Genomic DNA, 17,577 nt, shown 5'->3' on the forward strand with positions numbered 1-17,577 from the left:
GTTGTTGTATAGGACTCATCTCCTATCTTTGCCCCGGCCAGCCGGGGCTTTTTTCATTGCGCTGATCGATGCTCGTTCCTGGAGCGCGGGACGCGCAGTAGAAAGCTGGATAAAACGATAAACAGAATGGAAGGAAAGAAAATAAAGATGAAGCTGCGTTATCTTCCACTACTAGCCCTGCTGACTGCGTGTACACCGGAACCTCCCCGGGAACCCGGGATTCTTTTCGACGACTTTAGTTACGATACTGTAGACAGCCTGCTCGAAAACGGATGGCGTTTCCGCACCCAGCGCGGTCACCCGGGTGTGAACGGCGCACGCTGGTCCGGCGACGGAATCTCATTCTTTGCCGATCCCGACAACGCCGACAACACATTACTGCGCATGACTTCCTTTACCGATGGCACCGGCGAGAATACCCGGCACACCCAGTTCTGCCACCAGCGCAAATACCGCGAGGGTACTTACGCTGCCAGGGTTTTCTTCCGTGATGAGCCAACCAGCGGGCCGGATGGAGACCAGATTATCGAGACTTTCTACACCATCAGCCCCCTCGAAGCCCCCATGGACCCCGACTACAGTGAAATGGACTTCGAGTACCTGGCCAACGGTGGCTGGGGGGAGGAGGACCACGGCCTGTTCGCCACCAGCTGGGAGACCTTCAAGCTGGATCCCTTCGTCAAGGACAATGAGTACACGGTAAAACAGGGCAGCTTTGCCGGCTGGCATACCCTGGTGTTGCAGGTAGCAGATGAGCGCGTACGCTATTTTGTCGACGGCAGGCAATTCGCAGAGCACAGCGAGCACGTGTACCCGGAAGAACCCATGTCGGTCAATTTCAATCTCTGGTTCACCCAGGAAGGCCTGATCGATTCCAGCGAATGGCGGGTTTACCAGCAGGACGTGGACTGGGTCTACCATATCGCCGACCGGGTCCTGAGCCCGGCAGAAGTGGAACAGGCAGTGGGCGAGATGCGCTCACAGCAGGTCGCCTACCGGGATACCGTACCGCCATGGACACCGGAGCTGGATTCCCCCTGCGGACTGTAAAAATTTCTATCACACCCTGTAGGGTCAGTGCATCGCGGCGAGATTCGACCTGGTATTTTCCGGTATATTCGCGGCCATGGGCCGCTCCTACAGAAAAATGAAGTAACTTTCGAAGCAGTACCCATGACAACCAAAAAACAACGCCTCGCCTCGGTGGATGCCCTGCGCGGATTTGACATGTTCTGGATTATCGGTGGCGAGGCCCTGTTCCTGCCACTGCTGGCCATCACCGGCTGGTCGCTGTTCGCTTTTGGTGATGCCCAGATGAAGCACTCCCAGTGGCACGGCTTTACCTTTTATGACCTGATCTTTCCCCTGTTTATCTTCCTGTCCGGCGTTACGCTGGGCCTGGCCGGGAAGTCCCTGCGAGGGCTTCCACTGCATGAGCGCCGCCCGCTGTACCGCAAGGCGCTAAAGCGCCTGCTAGTGCTGGTAATACTGGGCGTTATCTACAACCACGGCTGGGGCACTGGCATTCCCGCCGATCCGGGAGAAATCCGCTATGCCAGCGTGCTGGCCCGGATCGGTTTTGCCTGGTTTTTTGCCGCCATTATCGCCTGGCACTGTATACCACGGACCCAGTACGTTGTGGCTGCGGCCATATTACTGGGTTACTGGCTGCTCCAGGCCACCTCTGGTTCCATGACCCCGGAAGGTTCCATCAATGCATGGATTGACCAGTGCTGCCTGCCCGGCATTACCTACCAGAATCGCGCTTATGACCCGGAGGGCCTGCTGTCCACGATTCCCGCAGTGGTCAATGCCCTCGCCGGTGTTTTCGCCGGGCGCTGGCTGAAAAAGCATGCCGGTAATCACCGCCAGATCCTGAAAGGGCTGGTCATCGGAGGTGTTGCCCTGCTGCTGGCAGGCTATCTCTGGCACTGGATATACCCGGTAAACAAGGAACTCTGGACCGGCTCCTTCGTGTTCATCACCGTCGGCTGCAGCCTGCTACTGCTGGCAATCTTTTACCTGCTGGTGGATGTTTTACGGTGGCACGCATTTACGGTCTTTTTTTCCGTAATCGGTATGAATGCAATCCTGGTTTACCTGGGCACCAGCCTGGTGAACTGGGGGTATACCAGCGAGGGTCTGCTTGGTGGTATTGCCAGAGTGCTGCCAGAGGCATGGGGCACTCTGGTCATCGCCTCTGGTGTGATCCTGCTGCAGTGGCTGGTCCTGCGATGGCTCTACAAACGGGCCATCTTTATCAGCCCGTAATAAGAGAGACCCGGCACAGGTGGTGGTACAGCAGTTATGGTGCCAGTCTCTCGCGGCGTTGCCGTTGTCCCTCCAGGTAGGCCTGGCGCGCTTCCGGATCACAGTGCTTTGCCCTCCCCTGCCGCTGGTTCGCACCCACCGATGCTGATGAGTAGTGCTCGGCACACCAGGCTGAACTTTCCTTCTGGGGATACTGTTCTGTCGAAGCGTACAGGTTGCTGGGCTTCACCGTGCCGGTGCAGCCCAGCAGCAATACAGATGTAACGGCAACTGGAAACATTGATACCAGTATTTTCATCGTCCTCTCCCTGACTTTTGCTTGTGAGTACAGGCCAAGATGAACACAGAGGACACAGGCATTTCAACCATTGAACGGGAGCTCGCTCACACTTCCGGACCTGCCAGTCAATGGTAAAGGTCCAGGTCAACCTCGAGCGCAGAGGCAACCAGGTTGCGCTTGCTGAAATTGTAGCGGCTGATGATACCCACCAGGCTTTCCTCGCCCAGCAACTCACTGGTAATGGCATCCAGCGCCAAACCTTTTGCCTGTAAACGCTGCGCGTCCGCGGCCAGGTCAAGCAGGTACTGGTATTTTTCCCGCAATCGCTGCCTGCCGTTTTCCACCACGCCGCGATGCGGGCAGAGAATGACATCGAACTGCTGCGCCAGGACATGGTGAATACTGGCCAGCAAAGTAGGGATATGCTCGTCGCTGCGCAAGAATTTCAGGTAATTTGCAATATAGAGGTCGGCACTGAAGAGCCAGCCACGCTCGGGTAACAGGTAACAGACCATGTCCCGGGCGTGACCCGGCGTGTACAACGTTTCTACCGTCTCACCGTTGATGGAGAGATTGTCCGGCAGCTGGCGAGCCTGTACCCGACCCGCCGAGCCCCAGAATAGTTTCTGGATTGGCGGGATACGGAAACCACGCTGCAGGATTTCCACCGTTGCTGCCGGGGCCAGCGGCTGCACGCCGGTGAGTTGCTGGATCGCACCGGCATTGCCGCTGTGATCCTCATGGTGGTGGGTAAGCAGTAGCTGCTCCAGCGGCCGCTGGCGGATAAAGGGCCGTACATGGCGCCACTGGTTACTGGGGCCGGTATCGATCACCGTGCCCCCCAGCCGGTACACCACAAAGGTGGTATTCACCCCCAGGTTGAAACGCCCCACGCGAATGGCATCGAGATCGCAATAGCGGAAACTTTCTCTGACGGACACCGGGCACCCTTTCCTGCTTCTGTGTCTTTTTGCCGGCCGGCACCAGATGGCCCCAACAGGGCCAATGAATCAGGGGCCAGGCCAGCACAACGACCTCCATTCTGGACGCCAATACACATGCCCGGAAGTGCCGATCCCGCTAACCGCATTGACATTTCCTGGTGCGAGACGCGAAACGTTACATGACGTTCACAAGGTCCATTGCCTAGTCAGTCATCGCCAGGCGCCACTGCAAGCCCCATTTGGTGGTAGTGCCGGATGTCACCCAGGCCACCTCGCCGCGGCTGTCGACAATCACGATGGTGGGTGTGACGCGCACCCCCCACGCTGCGCTGATTGTGCCAGAGGGGTCATTGATGGTGGGAAACTGCAGGTCATTCTCCCGCAGGTAGTGAGAGACCGTTTCCGCGGAGCCGGACTGCAATGCCACAGTGATTACCCGGTGTTCACCGGCCAGGTCGGCAATGGCCGGCGACACTACACGGCAATAGCCGCACCAGGTGGCCCAGAAATACACCAGCACCGGGCCATCGGAAGCCATTTGCTGCAGGTCCAGTACCTGCCCGCCAATGGATTGCCCCGCCAGTGGCGGCGCCTGCTCCCGGGGAATATCGCGCTGCTGGTACAGGCCGACTGCAGACACCGCAAGTATCGCCAGCAGTGCAAACCCCGCCAGGCCGCGAAAGGCTGTAACAATCCGGGTGAAAGCGCCCTTCACAAGCTGCACGCCAAAATTATCAAAGGCCAGCCCTTCAGTACTTCACCGAGCAGCCGTAGGCGCGGGAGGAAGCAACCTCGACCCCCTCTCCCTTCATCGATGCATCGAGTGCTGCAGCCACAAAATTCTTCGATTGCGGGATCACGGCCGGGTTTGCGGAATCGTTGTCGTCAATGGCCCCGGCGTAAACCACTTCGCCCTCGGGATTGATGATAAACATATGCGGCGTGGTCTTGGCACCGTAGGCACGGCCCATGCTGCCGTCACTGTCCAGCAGGAAGGGGGCGGAGGCATTGAGGTTGTGGCTCTCCGCTACCTCCAGTGCCGCCGCGGGCTCCAGGTAACCCTGCTTGCCCCTTGCCGACGAGATTACCGTAAGCCACTTGATTTCCTCACCGGTATATTTTTTCTGCAGGGCCTGCATGTTGCCACTGCCATAGTGCTTGCGGACATAAGGGCAGTCCTTGTTGAACCACTCGATCACCAGCCATTCACCCTTGTAATCCGCCAGTGAATGCTTCGTGCCACTGGCATCCATTTCGGAAAAATCCGGTGCTTTCTCGCCCGGTACGGCTACTGCCAGGGCCAGTGCCGGGGCCGCCAGGAACATCGACAACAGTGCCTTGCCAAACGTCTTACCGCCAATGCGCTTACCGTTCATGGTGTGTCGTCCTCTTTGGTTTGGGTCAGTGATTCACCATTATTGAAGAGCGCCGTGATCATGCGCTCCTGCAGAATCTGTGGTAACAGCTCCGGCTCGCTTGCGCCGGGGGTATACCAGGCGTAGACCGGCACCGAATTGCGGCCCAGTTCACCCAGTGCCGCGGTGATTTCCGGATCGTGGTTGGTCCAGTCGGCGCGCACCAGCATCACACCATTGGTGCGGAACAGCTCCATGACACTTTCCGACTCCAGTACCAGCTTCTTGTTCACCTGGCAGGTAATACACCAGGCGGCGGTATAGTCGATAAACACCGGGCGGTTGTCGGCACGCGCTTCCTCGATGGCTGCGCGATCATAGGGCTGCCATTCACTCCCGGCGAGTTCCGGTGTGGCGTGCTGCGGGGCCCGCAGGGCCGCGAAGGCGATGATTGTAGCCACGGCAAATATTGCATAGCCGGCGAACCGTCCGGTGCCCGGGCCGAACAGTGTAAAACGCCGCCCCAGCCACAGGGCGAAAACCACCGCCACCAGCAGCAGCGAGCCGATCAGCCAGCCGCTGTCTCCCAGCAGCCGCCCCAGGACCCAGAGCAGCCAGATCACCGTGAGGTAGAGCGGAAAAGCCAGGAACTGTCGCAACGTGTCCATCCACGGGCCGGGTCCCGGCAGGCACCTCAACAGCGCAGGACTGGCACAGAGCAGCAGGAACGGTGCCGCCAGCCCGGCGCCCAGGCCGAGGAAGATTGCCATGGCGGACACGGCTGGCAGCACCGACGCGGCGCCCAGCGCCGCTCCCATAAAGGGCCCGGTGCAGGGCGCAGCGACGAATACCGCCAGCACGCCGGTGGCAAAGGAGCCGCCGCGGGTACTCCCGGCCAGGTCCATCAGCCGGTGACCAAATTCAAGCACGCCGCTGAATGACAGCGCCATGAGCCAGAACAGCAGGATCAGGCCCAGTACCACCGTCGGGGACTGCAACTGGAAGCCCCAGCCAATTGCCGCACCTCCGGCGCGCAGTGCCAGCAGCAGGGCCCCCAGGGCGGCGAATGTCACCATCACGCCGGCACTGTACAGCAGTCCCTCGCGCAGCCGGTGGGGCGCACCGGCGCCGGCATTCACCAGCCCAAACAGCTTGATCGACAGCACCGGGAAAACACACGGCATCAGGTTCAGGACTACCCCGCCGGCAAACGCCGCCAGCACCAACAGCCACAGGGCCTGTGGCGGGGCCGCGGGCACCGCGGCCCCCAGCGGCACACGGTTAAACTGCCAGGCGCGCTTACCGTCCGCGACCACGAATCCGGTCGCCTCCGGCAGCGGGGCACCGGGAACCCGGGCAAAGCGGTAGTGCACCCGGTTGCCATCGGCCTCCACCTGAGGCGCCCGGGCGGTCAACAAACCACCGTCCAGGGGGAACACAGCCGGTGGCGGCGCCTCCCCGCCACGGGTATCGCGCAGTGTCAGCTGAAGCCCACCCGCGGGTAACTCGGCCAGTCGTTCTGCGCGCCAGGGGCTAAGGGCGGCGTTGGCGGGCACCCGGTCCAGGAACTGGTCGCGCAGGGCCAGGTCCCGCTCGTCCCATTGCGCGTATTCGGCCACCGGCCGGTCCAGGGTCATGGAACCGAAACCGGGTATGCAATCGATTTTGCACACCAGCCATTCGAGGTCCGCACGGAGATCCACACGCCCAGCGTCCGCGACGGGCGTCACTTCAAAGAGATAGGCTACATCACCCGCATAGCCGAGGTTGGTGAGGTGTTCAATGGGGAGCCGGACCGGGAAGGGCCACTGGATCGGGCCGAGAGTCGCACGCTCGGAGCGGGTATCGAAGCGCGGTGCGGCGCCGGAGTCCCCGGCATTGCGCCAGTAGACATGCCACTCGGGGTCCACTTCAAAGTAGAAACCGATGGTAGTGGTCTCACCGGCGGCGAAGGTATCGGGCGCCAGCCAGCGCACGCGTACGTGATCGCCACTGGCGGTATCCTGGGCGAACGCGGGGGAAGCGATTGCTGACAGGGCAACCGATACAAGAATTATTGCGATACTGCGCAGGAATCGCACGGGCGACGCTCTCCCGATCGACGGACCGCTTAACGCGGATTTCATGGGTTTTACCTACGGCAACCCCATTGAAATGGATTGGCCCAAGAGCTGCAAGTCAGCTGTCGCCACCGGGCTCCAGGGCAAGCACTTCAATCTTCCCTTCCCCCGAGTAGCGCCAGCGCAGGTCAAAGCCACACAATTTCATTCCGTAGATGCGATCCGGTTCCGGTTTCTGGTAAGCCGGTTTGGGATCCTGCGCCAGCACCTGCCGAATCAGCAGTGGCAGGTCGGTACCCCAGCAATCCCGGTAATCACTGGCTACCTGGAGAACCTCCCGGGGAATATCCACCGTCACCGGAGCGGGGGCATCACCGGCAAAGGCGCTCTGCGCCTCTACCAGTACATCGGCATAGGGAATGTAGGGTTTGATATCCAGTATCGGGGTACCGTCCACCAGGTCGGCACCGCCGACGATCAACTCCACTTTCGGCGAGGTACGCACTTCCAGCAGCCGCACCACCGACAGGCCGATATTATTCGGGCGAAACGGCGAGCGAGTGGCGAGTACACCGAGTTTTTTGTTGCCCCCCAGGCGCGGCGGGCGCACCTTGGTCGACCATTGCCCGGCGGCCTGGTGGAACTGGAATACCACCCAGATATGGGTATTATCCTCCAGCCCTGCCACGGCATCGGGAGTGTTTAAGGGCGGCAACAGCTCGATGGCCGCACGGCTGGCATCAGCGAGCAGGGGCTGGCGTGGCACACCGAATTTCTCGCCGAAACAGGAGTGGACAGTGGCGATGGGATTGAGCTGGATGGACGCGTCGATTGCGGTATTCCCTTGCAGTCGGCTACCGTCGGCTCCCCTGCCCTATCCGCACGGATTGAATCCACCCGCGGAACAGGGACAGGGGAATGCCTGGATGATTACTGGTCAATGCCGCCCATGCACAGGTACTTGATCTCGATATAGTCATCAATACCGTACTTGGAGCCCTCGCGGCCCATGCCGGACTCCTTGACGCCACCGAAGGGGGCCATCTCGTTGGAGATAATCCCCTCATTGATGCCTACCATGCCGTATTCAAGCCCTTCACTGACACGCCAGATGCGGCCGATGTCGCGGGAGTAGAAGTAGGAGGCGAGGCCGAACTCGGTGTCATTGGCAAGCTTGATGGCCTCCTCCTCGGTGGAGAACTTGAACAGTGGTGCCACCGGGCCGAAGATCTCCTCCTTGAAAAGCTTCATCTCGTCATTGGCGCCCGTAAGCACGGTGGGCGCATAGAAGCAGGCACCCATTTCGCTGGGCCCGCCCTCGACGACCGCCTGGGCGCCCTTGGCAGTGGCATCCTCCACCAGCGCCTGGACATCCTTGACTGCCTTGGGATTGATCATCGGGCCGACATCAACGCCCTCTTCCGCTCCATCCCCCATTTTCAGGGCCTGCACGGCGGCGGCAAATTTTTCCGCAAAGGCATCATAAACGCCTTCCTGCACGAAAATACGGTTGGCACAGACGCAGGTCTGGCCGGCATTGCGGTACTTGCAGATGATCGCACCCTTGACCGCGGCATCCAGGTCGGCGTCGTCAAAAACGATAAACGGCGCGTTGCCGCCCAGCTCCATGGATGTCTTCTTGATAGTCTCGGCGCACTGCGCCTGCAATTTCTTGCCTACCGCCGTGGAGCCGGTGAAGGTGAACTTGCGCACCAGCGGGTTGGACGTCATCTCCGCGCCGATTTCCCGCGAGCTCTTGCCCACTACCACGTTGAATACACCCGCGGGTACCCCGGCCTCTTCCGCCAGCACCGCCAGCGCGAGGGCAGAGAGGGGGGTCTCCGAAGCGGGCTTGGCCACAAACGGGCAGCCCGCGGCCAGCGCCGGGGCCATCTTGCGGGCGATCATGGCGCTGGGGAAGTTCCATGGGGTGACCGAAGCAGTGACACCGACTGATTGCTTGATCACCACGATTCGCTTGTCGTTGGCAGGTGGCGCGATTACGTCGCCATAGATCCGCTTGGCCTCCTCGGAGAACCACTCCAGGTAGTTGGCTCCATAAATGACTTCGGTACGGGCCTCAGCCAGGGGCTTGCCCTGTTCGGTGGTGAGGATCTTTGCCAGGTCGTCCGCGTTATCCACAATCAGGTCGTACCAGCGGCGCAGGACCTTTGCCCGCTCCTTGACCGTGGTATCGCGCCATGAGGGCCAGGCATCACTGGCAGCCTCGATGGCCCGGCGGGTTTCTGCGGCGCCGCAATCGGCGATGCTGGCGACAACCTCGCCGTTGGCCGGGTTGGTGACGTCGAGGGTCGAGCCGGAATCCGCATCGATCCACTCGCCGCCCACAAAGGACTTCTTGCGCAACAGTGCGGGGTTCTTCAGGTCCAGCATGGTGTTCTCCTTATCGATTGCCCTATCCGTATCTAAACCTGCGGCCGGCGGGCGTTATTTCAACTGCATTGCGGCCACCCTGCGATGGCCTATTTCTTCTTTTTCACAAACTTCATCAGGCGGCGCTTCTTGGCTTTCTGGCGATCGGTCAGCTTGTTCTTCTTGCCGGCGTAGGGATTATCGCCGGTGCGGAACTCGATCTTGACCGGAGTACCGTGCAGGTCCAGTGCCTTGCGGAAAGTCTTCTCAAGGTAGCGCACATAGTGTGACGGTACATGCTCGGTCTGGTTGCCGTGAATCACGATCACTGGTGGGTTCTGCCCGCCTGCGTGGGCATAGCGTAACTTGATGCGATGGCCGTGCACCAGCGGGGGTTGGTGCTCACTAACAGCCCACTGCAGGATTCGTGTCAGGTGATTGGTGGACAGCTTGTCCGTGGCGGACTGGTAGGCGGCCTCGATGGACTCGTAGAGGTGACCCACACCAGTGCCGTGCAGTGCAGAAATAAAATGGATGTCGGCAAAGTCCACAAAACGCAGGCGCCGCTCCAGTTCCGTCTTGATAAAGTCGCGATGCTCCGGTTCCAGCCCGTCCCACTTGTTCAGTGCCACAACCAAGGCCCGCCCGGCCTGGATCACGCTGCCCATCAGGTGCAGGTCCTGGTCCACCAGTCCCTCGCGGGCATCCACCACCAGTACCACTACGTTGGCATCTTCCACTGCCTGCAGGGTCTTGACGATCGAGAACTTCTCCACCGATTCGCGGATATTCTTGCGCCGGCGGATACCTGCGGTGTCGATCAGGGTGTAGGGCCGGTCGTCACGCTCGTAATTGATATAAACACTGTCTCGGGTGGTGCCGGGCTGGTCGTAGACCACCACCCGGTCCTCACCCAGCAGGCGATTGACCAGGGTCGACTTGCCCACGTTCGGGCGGCCCACAATGGCAATCTTGATCCCCTTCGCCTCGTCTTCCTCCTCCGGCGCTTCCTGCTCGGGCAGCCCCTCGACCACGCGCTCCATCAGGCTGCGCACACCGCGGCCATGGGTGGCGGTGGTAGGGAAGAGCTCACCGATCCCCAGCTCGTAGAACGGCGCCAGGGCGATATCCGGATTGACGCCATCGACCTTGTTGGCCACCAGCAGGGTGGGCTTGGATCGCGTACGCAGCTGTTCCGCAATCATTTCGTCCGCGGGTGTCAGCCCGGCCCGGCAGTCCACCAGGAACAGCACGAAGTCCGCTTCCTCGATGGCCTGCATGGACTGCTCTGCCATTGCCGCATCGATGCCCTCCTCATCACCGCTGATACCGCCGGTGTCGACCAGGATCATCTTGTGGCCATCGAACTCCGCCTCACCGTACTTGCGATCGCGCGTCAGGCCGGCGTAGTTCGCCACCAGGGCATCGCGGCTCTTGGTGAGCCGATTGAAAAGGGTGGATTTGCCCACATTGGGGCGCCCGACCAGGGCAATTACTGGCAGCATACTGATTCCGGCTTCAGCCTGATATGAAAATGCAAACGCCCGCGGGACGCGGGCGAGGATCGGTTCGCCCGCATGCAGGCGTGTTCAAAACCCGGGGCAGAGACCGGGCGGACCCGGCCAGAACTCCCCTGGCGATTAGCGGCGCTCGAGACGCAGGGCCACCAGCTCGCCGCCATCGGAGAGGGCGAAAAGGAGGTCACCATCCACCAGCAACGGGATGCGCACGGCGTCACCGTCAATTTCTTCGCGCCCGATCAGCTCACCGCTGGTGGGTTCCAGCACATGGAGGTAGCCCTCCAGGTCACCGACCACCACCGTGTCGCCGAAATACGCTGGTCCACTCAGCTCGCGTCGCAGCAGCTTGTCATTGCCCCAGGCAATCTGCCCATTGCCCACATTGTAGGCGTAGACACTGCCGGAGGCATCGCTCAAGTATACATTGCCCGCCCCGACGTCGACGCTGTGGTGGGTGGAGGCATCGCGCGCCCAGAGACCGCGGCCGTCCTGGCGCGACAGGGCCACAACCCGCCCCTGGTAACTGGCGGCGAATACCAGGTCGCCGCGAACCAGCGGCGAACCATCGATGTCCACTACCCGGTCCAGTTCCGCGGAGCCCTGCGGGATCGCTACCCGCTGCTCCCAGCGGGGAATACCGTCACGGGCATCCAGGGCGATCATCTTGCCGTTGTCCAGGCCGGCATAGACCAGGCCGCCGGAGATGACCGGGGCTGCGGTGCCACGCAACGTCAGCACCGGCAGGGAGGTACTGTGCTGCCAGATCTCATCACCACTGCCAGCATCGAGGCCATACAGTTTGCCATCCACAGTCTGCAGCACCACCGCACCGGAGCCAACCGCCGGCGCGGCCACTACTTCCCCGGAAAGCTGGCGCTCCCAGAGGGCCGAGCCGTCATTGAGGTTCAGGGCCACAACGCGGCCGCGGTAGTCGGAGACCACCGCCAGGCCCAGGCCCACACCCACGCCGCCGCTCAGCGGGACATCGAGGTCGGCCTCCCACAGGCGGTCGCCCGTCTCGCGGGTGAACGCGCTCACTTCACCGTCACTGCTGGCTGCAACGATGCGGCCGTCGCCGATGGCGGGCTTCAGCATTGCATAGCGCTTGACGTCGATATCGCCAATATTGCGGGACCAGACCTCGCGCAGCTCCACCGTTTCATTGATCTCGGTGAGTTCCAGCGGATCGGTGTCCTCTTTCTCTTCATTGGAGGCGCAGGCGGCCAGGGTAGCGGCCAGCGCCACCGCTGCTGCGCGGTTCAGTGCGCGGGAAAGGTGTCTCATTGCTCGTCACTCTCCTGTGCCGGCTGGGTGTCAGTCGCTTCCGGTGCAGCTGCGTCATCTTCCGCGGTCTCCGCGGGGGCCGCGGCGCCAATGCTGTCGGCCTTGAGGCGTAGCAACTGGGCGCTGCTCGCCTGCTCCGGCAACAGCTGGGCCAGGGCCGACTCATAGGCGGCTTTGGCACCCGCTTCGTCGCCCTGCTGGAGCAGGATGTCACCGCGGGTCTCGGCATAGAGTGCAGCGAAAGCCTCGGGCACCTTGCCCTCCAGCAGCTTCATGGCCTCATCCGGTGTGCCACGGGCAGCCTTGACCGCTGCCAGGCGGCGCTTGGCGACCAGTTCCAGCGAAGTGTCCGGGGTGTTGTCGAGGACCCACTGCAGCTGCTTTTCCGCCGCTTCCAGGTCATTGCCCTGGGCCGCGATGGCAGCCAGGTGCAGTGCCGCCTGGGAGGCATAGATACGGTTGCCGAATTCGTCCTGCAGCTGGCGACCCAGGCTCCTGGCCGTGGTCAGCTGCTTGTTGTCCGGATTGCCGTCATTGGCTGTGGCAGCCTGCAGGAAGCTCTGGTAGAGGTTGGAAGCTTCCTCGGCAGTGGTGCGCTCATTGCTCTGCCAGAACTGGTAACCGAAGTAACCCGCCAGGGCCAGCACCACGCCGGTGACAATGCCCTTGCCGTTCTCTGCCCACCAGCGTTTCAGCGATTCTATTTGTTCTTCTTCGGTAATATGGTCAGCCATCGGGTAACTCGTCTTTCCTGTGATTGTTAGGGTCTTCCTGCAGGAGTGGCCCCGGGGCCTTCCTGCTAAATTCTGCCTGGTTCGTTCACTCAGCCCTGCAGCACGGACGCCAGTTCAGCAACCGGTACCGTCTGCTGTGGCTCCTCGGCGCGCAGGAACTTCACCGTCACCTGCCCTGCCGCGGCCTCGTCCTCACCGATGATCAGGGCAAAATCCGCATTGCTGCGATCCGCCTTTTTCATCTGGCTCTTGAAGCTGCCACCGCCGCAGTGGGTCTGCAGGCGCAACCACGGGAGGCTGTCACGCACCTGCTCTGCCGCCGCCAGGGCGGCCGATTGTACATCACCCACCGCAACCAGGTACGCATCCACCTGTTGCGCCAGGGCATCGGGCAGGGCCTCCAGCGTCTGCAGCAACAGCACCAGGCGCTCGACGCCCAGGCCAAAGCCAATCGCCGGGGTGGGCTTGCCACCCATCTGCTCCACGAGCCCATCGTAACGGCCGCCGGCACAGACGGTGCCCTGGGCCCCGAGGCTGTCGGTCACCCACTCGAACACGGTCTTGCCGTAGTAGTCCAGCCCCCGCACCAGCTTCGGGTTGACCTCATAGGTCACGCCGGCAGCATCGAGCATGGCCCGCAGGCTGTCAAAATGCGCCGCGGATTCCTCGTCAAGGAAGTCCAGTAGACACGGCGCGCCTGCCAGCAGTTCCTGCGTCTGGGCGTTCTTGCTGTCCAGGATACGCAGGGGATTGCGCTCCAGGCGGCGCAGGCTGTCTTCATCGAGCTGGTCGCGGTGGCGGCCCAGGTAGGCCACCAGGGCCTCGCGATAGGCGGCACGGCTATCGCTGTTACCCAGCGAATTCAGCTGCAGCGTCACCTGGTCGGCGACTCCCAGCTGGCGCCACAGGCGCGCAGTCATGATCAGGATCTCGGCATCGATATCCGGTCCCTCGATGCCAAACACCTCCACGCCAAACTGGTGGAACTGCCGCAGGCGGCCCTTCTGCGGACGCTCATAGCGGAACATGGGGCCGAAATACCACAGGCGCTGGGGCGTGGTCAGCAGGTTGTTCTGGATTGCCGCGCGAACGGTGCCGGCGGTGCCCTCCGGGCGCAGGGTTACGCTGTCCCCGCTCTTGTCGTCAAAGGTGTACATTTCCTTCTCGACAATGTCGGTGGCCTCACCCACCGCGCGGCTGAACAGCTGGGTCACTTCCAGCAATGGCGTGCGGATTTCGCTGTAGCCGTAACGGCCGAACAGCTCACTCAGGGTTGATTCCACGTACTGCCAGGTGGGCGAATCCACCGGCAAAAGGTCGTTCATGCCGCGAATTGCGCGAAGCTGTTTCAACGGTATTCCTTAACTGGTTATCTCGGGTTTGTCTTTTCTGGCGGCGGGAGCGCACCGTGCCCGTTCCCGCGGGCCAATTGCCGGCCTCTGTCAGGACTTGGCGATGATGTCCGCCTCGCGCGCTTCCTTGGCCGCGGCTTTTTCCCGGATCAGGCGCTCCAGGTCATCCACCAGGTTGTCATTCTTGAACTTGCGGTCCGGCTGGCCGTCCACGTAGATGGCATGGCTCGGGGTGCCGCCGGTGAGGCCGATATCCGCCTCCTTGGCCTCGCCCGGCCCGTTGACGATACAGCCGATCACCGCCACGTCCAGCGGTGTGGTGATATCCTCCAGGCGCGTCTCCAGCTCATTCATGGTCTTCACCACGTCGAAATTCTGGCGGGAGCAGCTGGGACAGGCGATAAAGTTGATCCCCTTGGTGCGCAGGCGCAGGCTCTTCAGCAGGTCCCAGCCCACCTTGACCTCTTCCACCGGGTCCGCCGCAAGCGAAACCCGCAGGGTATCGCCGATACCGTCCAGCAGCAGCGCCCCCAGGCCGATTGCCGACTTGACCGTGCCGGAGCGCAAGCCACCGGCCTCGGTAATGCCCAGGTGCAGGGGCTGCTCAATCTGCTGCGCCAGCTTGCGGTAGGCGGCAGTGGCCATAAAGATATCGGAGGCCTTGACGCTCACCTTGAAATCCTGGAAATCCAGGCTGTCGAGGATGTCTACATGGCGCAGCGCGGACTCCACCAGCGCATCGGGGGTCGGCTCGCCGTATTTCTTCTGCAGGTCCTTCTCCAGGGAACCGGCGTTCACACCGATCCGGATCGGGATGTTGAGGTCACGAGCCTTGTCCACCACCGCGCGGATCCGCTTCTCGCGGCCGATATTGCCCGGGTTGATACGCAGGCAGTCCACGCCCAGGTCCGCCACCCGCAGGGCAATGCGGTAGTCGAAGTGGATATCCGCCACCAGCGGCACGCCCACCTGCTTCTTGATCTCACCAAAAGCCTCCGCGGCGTCCATGCTGGGCACGGAGACCCGCACGATATCCGCCCCGGCCTGCTCCAGCCGTTGCACCTGCGCCACTGTGGCATCGACATCACAGGTATCGGTATTGGTCATGCTCTGTACGGATATTGGCGCTCCGCCCCCGACGGGCACATTGCCGACCATGATCTGGCGTGACACGCGGCGGACAATGGATGACTCGAATTGCATAGGGCTGACCTGCCAGTTTCGCAGAGTAAAAAACAGAGGGGGGAATTATAGGGCCTGTTCACGCGAAATTCGATGGCAGCGTCGGGGCGCTCATGTGACCGCAACGCAGTGACCTGGAACAGCGTAGACTCGCCCGGCGTGGACTCACACCGCAAGGCGCAAGCCTGGCGGCTGCGCGTATACGGTGCGTTTGAACTTACTCGCCGACGGTGATCCGGCGGGTGCGGCGGTTGCCCAGCGGATCGCTGTTGACCAGCTCCCCCTGGAAACGGACTTCCGTGGCTGCGGCATTGCCCAGCATCAGTCGGAATGGCGGCTCGCCCCGCAGGTCCACATCAGCCCCGGCAGGCTGCAATTTAGCCATCAGCACGCTGCCGCTGCCATCCTTCACTTCAATCCAGGCTTCCTCGGCAAACTTGAGCTGCAGGCGCGCTTGCGCGGCCGCCGCTTCGACAGCTGCCGTCTCGGCGGCCCGGGCAGCAGGAGTCGGGGCAGTTTCTGCCGCTGGGCCCTCGACTGACGCCGCAGCGGGCGTCGCATCGGCCACTTCTTCCCGCACGGGCTCTGCGGTCGGCTCGGGCATTCCCCCTGCCTGTGACTCTGCAGTCCGGGGATCGGGCCCTGCGGCCAGTCCCGATGGCCCCGCATCACCTTCCACCACTGCCGGCGCAGCCTCATCGACCGCACCGCCCATTGCTTCACCAGCCTCAAGGACCGGCTCATCGACCGCTGTCATATCGGCAGCCGCTTCCGCGCCCGTACCGGCCTTCCCGGCACTCTCCTCTCCGCCAACGGCCGCCCCGGCCGTCGACTGCACATCGGCCACCGGGTCCATGTCGGCGATTTCGGCCGCAGTGTCATCCGCCGGTGCGACCACCGCGGCGGTCTCGGCTGCGGAACTGGACATGCCACCTGACATCATGGCCGGTGGAGTAAAGTCCCGGCCGTTCATCCACCAGAAGACCCCGGCAACAGCGATCAGCGGCAACACTGCCAGGCCTGGCAACCTGCTGCGACCACCGCCCTCCGAAAGGGAATCACGCTGCACATGATCCAGGATCGCCCGGCTCTCCTCTTCCTCACCGTAGTAACCGGCATAGGCCTTCAGGATCGGAGCCTCATCGATCTTCAGCTCTTTGGCGATATTGCGGATATAGCCCTTGACGTAAAGTGCCGCCGGCAGGCGATCGTAATCATCGTTTTCGAGCAGGGAAAGCTTGTCGCCGATAAAGCACATGCGCTCGGAGAGCTCATCGCGCGTGAGACCCGCCTCCTCGCGGGCGCGGCGAATCAGGGTGCCCGGTGTATCACCGGACACCTGCTGGGCGCCACCGGATACCTCGGTGGTGTTATCAGTTTCGGGCTGGTTAACCGTCATTGGCCTTCATCTTCTGGTATTTGAGCGTTTCCGCCGAATAAGGATAGAGGTTCTTCAGGGCAAGGGCGTAACTGCGTTCCTTGTCGCGGTTGCCAAATATCTTTTCCAGGCGGATACCGAGCCACAGGGACTGGGGTATCTGCCGGTTATCCGCACTGTAACGATCCAGGTAGTGCTTTGCCTCTGTATAGGCACCAGCGTCAAACCTGAGTTCCGCCATCTCCAGCAGCGCCTGGGGCAGGTCGTCATTCAGTGCCAGCGCGCGGGTGTAGGCCTTCTCCGCCTCTTCCTCGTGGCCGAGCTTGCGGGCACAGAGGCCCAGGTTTGCCAGGGCGTAGGAGCGACGGCGGTAGGTGAGGTCCTCAGAGGCGATGCGGAATTGCTCCAGGGCCTCCTCATAGCGCTCCTGCTGGTAGAGGAATACACCGTAATTGGTGTGGGCCATGGAGAAGCTGTCGCCGTATCTCAGCGCCTTGCGGAAATGGTCCTCCGCCACCTCCAGTTCCTGATCGGCCTGGTAGAGCAGTGCCAGGCCGTGATGGGCGCGGGGATCGCGGCGCCCCAGTTCCAGGGCCTTGTTGAAGTGATAGCGGGCCAGGTCCCGGTTTTCCCCGGTCTTCAGGTAGCGCAGCCCCAGCTGCACGTGCGTTTCCAGCGCCTTGTCCAGGTTTACCTCACTGCGGTCAGGCAGGCCGGTAGTAACGCAGCCGCTGAGCCAGACACTGAGGATCATCCCCGCCAAAGGCAGGGCAAAGGATTTAGACAACACAACATCACCTGTAGTTTTTATAGTGTTCGCGCCGGGATCCGCCGGTTAGCCGGG

At 61.9% G+C, this 17,577-nt stretch carries 16 protein-coding genes; 2 read left to right on the top strand and 14 right to left on the bottom strand.

The window, feature by feature from the left end; translation table 11 throughout:
* Window positions 1-147 precede the first annotated feature (147 nt).
* The gene (locus tag LVD10_RS13440) at window positions 148-1,050 is read left to right on the top strand and encodes a glycoside hydrolase family 16 protein (protein ID WP_233005917.1); all 903 of its coding nucleotides are present in this window, start codon (window positions 148-150) and stop codon (window positions 1,048-1,050) included.
* A 123-nt stretch (window positions 1,051-1,173) separates the two neighbouring features.
* Window positions 1,174-2,271 carry a transmembrane glucosamine N-acetyltransferase NagX gene (nagX, locus tag LVD10_RS13445; RefSeq protein ID WP_233005918.1) on the top strand — a complete coding sequence of 366 codons (1,098 nt, stop codon included), beginning with the start codon at window positions 1,174-1,176 and terminating at the stop codon, window positions 2,269-2,271.
* Window positions 2,272-2,305: 34 nt separating this feature from the next.
* On the opposite strand, the gene LVD10_RS13450 is transcribed toward nagX, so the two are convergent.
* The 14 genes from LVD10_RS13450 to pilW form a co-directional block, all read right to left on the bottom strand.
* Window positions 2,306-2,569, bottom strand: coding sequence for a hypothetical protein (locus LVD10_RS13450; RefSeq protein ID WP_233005919.1), 264 nt, complete (start codon window positions 2,567-2,569; stop codon window positions 2,306-2,308).
* 107 nt (window positions 2,570-2,676) lie between these two features.
* Window positions 2,677-3,492, bottom strand: a complete 816-nt coding sequence (locus tag LVD10_RS13455) for an MBL fold metallo-hydrolase (RefSeq protein ID WP_233005920.1) — start codon at window positions 3,490-3,492, stop codon at window positions 2,677-2,679.
* Window positions 3,493-3,697: 205 nt separating this feature from the next.
* Entirely contained in the window at window positions 3,698-4,219 is a 522-nt protein-coding gene (locus LVD10_RS13460) for a protein disulfide oxidoreductase (protein ID WP_233005921.1), read from the bottom strand.
* A 25-nt stretch (window positions 4,220-4,244) separates the two neighbouring features.
* Window positions 4,245-4,871, bottom strand: a complete 627-nt coding sequence (locus LVD10_RS13465) for a thioredoxin family protein (RefSeq protein WP_233005922.1) — start codon at window positions 4,869-4,871, stop codon at window positions 4,245-4,247.
* A complete protein-coding gene (locus LVD10_RS13470; RefSeq protein WP_237063962.1) occupies window positions 4,868-6,976 on the bottom strand; it encodes a protein-disulfide reductase DsbD family protein in 2,109 nt (702 codons plus the stop codon). The genes LVD10_RS13465 and LVD10_RS13470 overlap by 4 nt, the downstream gene beginning before the upstream one ends.
* 52 nt (window positions 6,977-7,028) lie before the next feature.
* A complete protein-coding gene (gene tsaA / locus LVD10_RS13475) occupies window positions 7,029-7,760 on the bottom strand; it encodes a tRNA (N6-threonylcarbamoyladenosine(37)-N6)-methyltransferase TrmO (RefSeq protein ID WP_255774739.1) in 732 nt (243 codons plus the stop codon).
* An 80-nt stretch (window positions 7,761-7,840) separates the two neighbouring features.
* Window positions 7,841-9,304, bottom strand: coding sequence for an NAD-dependent succinate-semialdehyde dehydrogenase (locus tag LVD10_RS13480; protein WP_255774727.1), 1,464 nt, complete (start codon window positions 9,302-9,304; stop codon window positions 7,841-7,843).
* An 89-nt stretch (window positions 9,305-9,393) separates the two neighbouring features.
* Window positions 9,394-10,788 carry a ribosome biogenesis GTPase Der gene (gene der, locus LVD10_RS13485; RefSeq protein ID WP_233005925.1) on the bottom strand — a complete coding sequence of 465 codons (1,395 nt, stop codon included), beginning with the start codon at window positions 10,786-10,788 and terminating at the stop codon, window positions 9,394-9,396.
* Window positions 10,789-10,923: 135 nt separating this feature from the next.
* Window positions 10,924-12,087, bottom strand: a complete 1,164-nt coding sequence (gene bamB / locus LVD10_RS13490; RefSeq protein WP_233005926.1) for an outer membrane protein assembly factor BamB — start codon at window positions 12,085-12,087, stop codon at window positions 10,924-10,926.
* On the bottom strand, window positions 12,084-12,821 hold the full coding sequence (locus LVD10_RS13495) for a YfgM family protein (RefSeq protein WP_233005927.1): 738 nt from the start codon (window positions 12,819-12,821) through the stop codon (window positions 12,084-12,086). Before LVD10_RS13495 ends, bamB begins: the two co-directional genes overlap by 4 nt.
* Before the next feature lie 89 nt (window positions 12,822-12,910).
* On the bottom strand, window positions 12,911-14,173 hold the full coding sequence (hisS, locus tag LVD10_RS13500; protein ID WP_233005928.1) for a histidine--tRNA ligase: 1,263 nt from the start codon (window positions 14,171-14,173) through the stop codon (window positions 12,911-12,913).
* Window positions 14,174-14,263: 90 nt separating this feature from the next.
* Window positions 14,264-15,376, bottom strand: coding sequence for a flavodoxin-dependent (E)-4-hydroxy-3-methylbut-2-enyl-diphosphate synthase (gene ispG, locus LVD10_RS13505; protein ID WP_233005929.1), 1,113 nt, complete (start codon window positions 15,374-15,376; stop codon window positions 14,264-14,266).
* A gap of 196 nt (window positions 15,377-15,572) precedes the next feature.
* Complete coding sequence (locus LVD10_RS13510; protein WP_233005930.1) at window positions 15,573-16,754, bottom strand: RodZ domain-containing protein; 1,182 nt, start codon at window positions 16,752-16,754, stop codon at window positions 15,573-15,575.
* On the bottom strand, window positions 16,744-17,523 hold the full coding sequence (gene pilW / locus LVD10_RS13515) for a type IV pilus biogenesis/stability protein PilW (protein ID WP_233005931.1): 780 nt from the start codon (window positions 17,521-17,523) through the stop codon (window positions 16,744-16,746). Before pilW ends, LVD10_RS13510 begins: the two co-directional genes overlap by 11 nt.
* Window positions 17,524-17,577: the final 54 nt, after the last annotated feature.

This window comes from Microbulbifer zhoushanensis, assembly GCF_021729055.1.
GTDB lineage: Bacteria > Pseudomonadota > Gammaproteobacteria > Pseudomonadales > Cellvibrionaceae > Microbulbifer > Microbulbifer zhoushanensis.

Excerpts from the sequence above, each read along its gene's own strand:
- LVD10_RS13440 (WP_233005917.1), top strand. The coding sequence starts at position 148 with ATGAAGCTGCGTTATCTTCCACTACTAGCCCTGCTGACTGCGTGTACA.
- nagX (WP_233005918.1), top strand. The coding sequence starts at position 1,174 with ATGACAACCAAAAAACAACGCCTCGCCTCGGTGGATGCCCTGCGCGGA.
- LVD10_RS13450 (WP_233005919.1), bottom strand. The coding sequence starts at position 2,569 with ATGAAAATACTGGTATCAATGTTTCCAGTTGCCGTTACATCTGTATTG.
- LVD10_RS13465 (WP_233005922.1), bottom strand. The coding sequence starts at position 4,871 with ATGAACGGTAAGCGCATTGGCGGTAAGACGTTTGGCAAGGCACTGTTG.
- LVD10_RS13470 (WP_237063962.1), bottom strand. The coding sequence starts at position 6,976 with ATGAAATCCGCGTTAAGCGGTCCGTCGATCGGGAGAGCGTCGCCCGTG.
- LVD10_RS13480 (WP_255774727.1), bottom strand. The coding sequence starts at position 9,304 with ATGCTGGACCTGAAGAACCCCGCACTGTTGCGCAAGAAGTCCTTTGTG.
- der (WP_233005925.1), bottom strand. The coding sequence starts at position 10,788 with ATGCTGCCAGTAATTGCCCTGGTCGGGCGCCCCAATGTGGGCAAATCC.
- bamB (WP_233005926.1), bottom strand. The coding sequence starts at position 12,087 with ATGAGACACCTTTCCCGCGCACTGAACCGCGCAGCAGCGGTGGCGCTG.
- LVD10_RS13495 (WP_233005927.1), bottom strand. The coding sequence starts at position 12,821 with ATGGCTGACCATATTACCGAAGAAGAACAAATAGAATCGCTGAAACGC.
- ispG (WP_233005929.1), bottom strand. The coding sequence starts at position 15,376 with ATGCAATTCGAGTCATCCATTGTCCGCCGCGTGTCACGCCAGATCATG.
- LVD10_RS13510 (WP_233005930.1), bottom strand. The coding sequence starts at position 16,754 with ATGACGGTTAACCAGCCCGAAACTGATAACACCACCGAGGTATCCGGT.